Below are 2,569 nucleotides of genomic sequence, written 5' to 3'. Positions count from 1 at the left end.
GAGCTTGCCACCGCATTGCAGGCTGCTTTTGCTGCGCCTGATCATAAGCAGCTAAAGCCATGGAAGTTTACCGTACTAACCGGACAGGCTTTGATTGAATTTGGCAAAGTGCTATTGCAAGCAGAAGAAGCAAATGTACCTGCTAATACCCTTGATGACACCGCCCGCCAAAAGCTGCTGAACATGCCAATGCGCGCACCAATGATCATCACCGTGGCGACAGACATCAAAGAACATGACAAAGTCCCGCCGTTCGAGCAATTATTGAGCGCAGGTGCCGCCATTCAGAACCTACTGCTTGCACTAGAATCATTGGGTTATCACACGGTGTGGCGCACAGGGCCACTTTGTAATGAGCCCTTGCTAAAAGCGCATTTTGATGTGGCGGATAAAGACACGATTTGTGGGTTTGTTTATGTCGGCTCAAGCGATGTACAGATGCCTGCGCGTGAGAGTATTGACATCAATAACTTTGCGACCTTTCGCGATTAATTCGCGTTCATCACATTCATCATATTAATGGATCATAACAACCATCAAAGGGCTTGCCATGAAATTACCCAAAGCGATTAACAATCCAAAAGTAAAAAAAATCGTCGATGCTGCAAGCAGTAGCATTGATGAGGCGGTGCATGCCATCAAAGATTCTGGTATTGAGAACGCGCCCATCATCTCGAACATCGCTGAATTTGCAGGCTTAAAAAAGAAAAAAATCGACCCTTCTAAGCTTGGCATTGACGAGTCAAACACTCAAGATGGCGCACCCCTTAGATTAGTGTTCTTGGGCGGTGGCAGCTTTGGCACGGCCATGGCGAACATGGCAGCGCGTAATGGCTGTGATGCAACCCTTTGGGTGCGCGATAAAGCCACCGTCAAAGCCATGAAAAAAACCCGTATCAACAAAAAATACCTGCCCAATCATAAGCTCGATGAGAATCTTAAATTCAGCCATGACCTAAAATCAGCGGTTGAGGGTAAAGACATTATCTTCGTGGCCGTGCCAAGCTCAGCATTCAGAGAGATGTTACATCAGATCAAACCATACATCACACATCAGGCAGTCATCTCACTGACCAAAGGCATGGAAAAAGACACCTTCGCTATGATGAGTGACATCATCATCGATGTGCTGCCACAGGTGAATTTTGGTGTGGTGAGTGGCCCCAACCTTGCGCTTGAGATCATGGATAACATGCCATCTGCCACCGTGATCGCCAGTGATTCAGAGCCTCTTCGTAAAGCGGTGCAAGAAGCGTTGCACAGTGCGTTTTTTAGGGTATTTGCCTCGGATGATGTCAAAGGGGTGGAGCTTGGTGGTGCTCTTAAGAACATCTATGCCATCGCCATGGGCATGGCAGCCGCTTATGATGTGGGGGATAATACTAAGGCGATGCTATTGACGCGCGCTCTGGCGGAGATGAGTCGATTTGGTGCGGCAGTGGGCGCAAATCCTTTGACCTTCTTGGGTCTGTCAGGCGTGGGTGATTTGTATGCCACCTGCAATTCTGTGCTTAGTCGCAACTATCGCATCGGTAACATGCTTGGCAAGGGCATCAGTCTTGATAATGCCATTAAAAAACTAGGGCAGACCGCCGAGGGCGTAAATACCATCCTTCAGGTCAATGAGCGCGCCAAAGAGCTGGGCATCTATATGCCCATCACTCACGCGCTGCATGCCGTGTTATACGAAGATAAAGCACCGCTTGGCATCGCATTAAATCTCATGGAGGCTGGATTTAGAAGTGATGTTGAATTCGTCATGCCACACGATGAGAGCAACGCGCGCCTTAGTGAGGAGTTTGACGAAGTGCTAAAGGCCAGCAAAGATGCCAAGCCCGCCAAGGCTGATAATGACAATGATGGGGAACCAACATGAAACTAATCTTTGTAAGGCATGGCCAAGCAGGACCATATTGTGCTGATGATGCTGGTCGTGATTTGACAGACTTTGGCAGACAGCAAGCTCATGAGATGGCAGACTTTCTGGTAAATTACACCAAAGAATCGCCCATTGATGCGATCATTGCCAGTCCGTATAATCGCGCCAATCAGACCGCAACGATTCTCCTTGAGTCATTGGTGAGTGCTGAACAAAATCCAGCCTTTATCACCATCAGCAGCATCACGCCAGATGATGATCCAAGTATTGGACTTGATGATATCGACTGCGCCATCCGCCATAAGTTTGGCATTGAGACTGATGAGCTCACAGTAGCCATCGTTTGTCACATGCCAATCGTTGCACGCATGACGGCGATCTTGGATGGGCTGTCACCAAGCAGCTTTGAGCTGGCTGAATGTCGCGTGTTTGACACCGAAGTCATCGCCCCCGAGCTTGCCAAACAGATTGCGCAGTTCATCCCAATACAGCCTTAATCAGTGCAACGCAAAAATATACTTGCAAATTATGATTTTTTAAGTATAATATGGGCTTGGCTTCATCGGTAGCTTCGCAACTGTGTACTATGAACCCCGCCAGGACCGGAAGGTAGCAACGGTAGTAGATACAAAGTGTGCCGAAGATGTGCTGATGAAGTCATTTTTTTGCCTAAATTTTATATAAGTATAT

Annotated in this window: 3 protein-coding genes and 1 other RNA gene; all 4 read left to right on the top strand. The window is 47.8% G+C overall.

The window, feature by feature from the left end; translation table 11 throughout:
- On the top strand, positions 1-492 hold a 492-nt coding region (locus GY683_RS05340), incomplete at its 5' end, for a nitroreductase (RefSeq protein WP_297287761.1).
- A gap of 58 nt (positions 493-550) precedes the next feature.
- Positions 551-1,876 carry an NAD(P)H-dependent glycerol-3-phosphate dehydrogenase gene (locus GY683_RS05335; protein WP_297287760.1) on the top strand — a complete coding sequence of 442 codons (1,326 nt, stop codon included), beginning with the start codon at positions 551-553 and terminating at the stop codon, positions 1,874-1,876.
- On the top strand, positions 1,873-2,376 hold the full coding sequence (locus GY683_RS05330; RefSeq protein ID WP_297287759.1) for a histidine phosphatase family protein: 504 nt from the start codon (positions 1,873-1,875) through the stop codon (positions 2,374-2,376). The genes GY683_RS05335 and GY683_RS05330 overlap by 4 nt, the downstream gene beginning before the upstream one ends.
- Before the next feature lie 63 nt (positions 2,377-2,439).
- Positions 2,440-2,536: signal recognition particle sRNA small type (ffs, locus tag GY683_RS05325), an RNA gene on the top strand.
- Positions 2,537-2,569 lie beyond the last annotated feature (33 nt).

Origin of the sequence: Moraxella sp., assembly GCF_024227015.1 — a bacterium.
Classification (GTDB): Bacteria; Pseudomonadota; Gammaproteobacteria; order Pseudomonadales; family Moraxellaceae; genus Moraxella.
Note: the sequence above shows the minus strand (reverse complement) of the source record. Positions and strands in the feature narration are given on the sequence as shown.

Bases quoted from the DNA above. Each gene is read 5' to 3' on its own strand.
- GY683_RS05330 (WP_297287759.1), top strand. From the start codon at position 1,873: ATGAAACTAATCTTTGTAAGGCATGGCCAAGCAGGACCATATTGTGCT.
- GY683_RS05335 (WP_297287760.1), top strand. From the start codon at position 551: ATGAAATTACCCAAAGCGATTAACAATCCAAAAGTAAAAAAAATCGTC.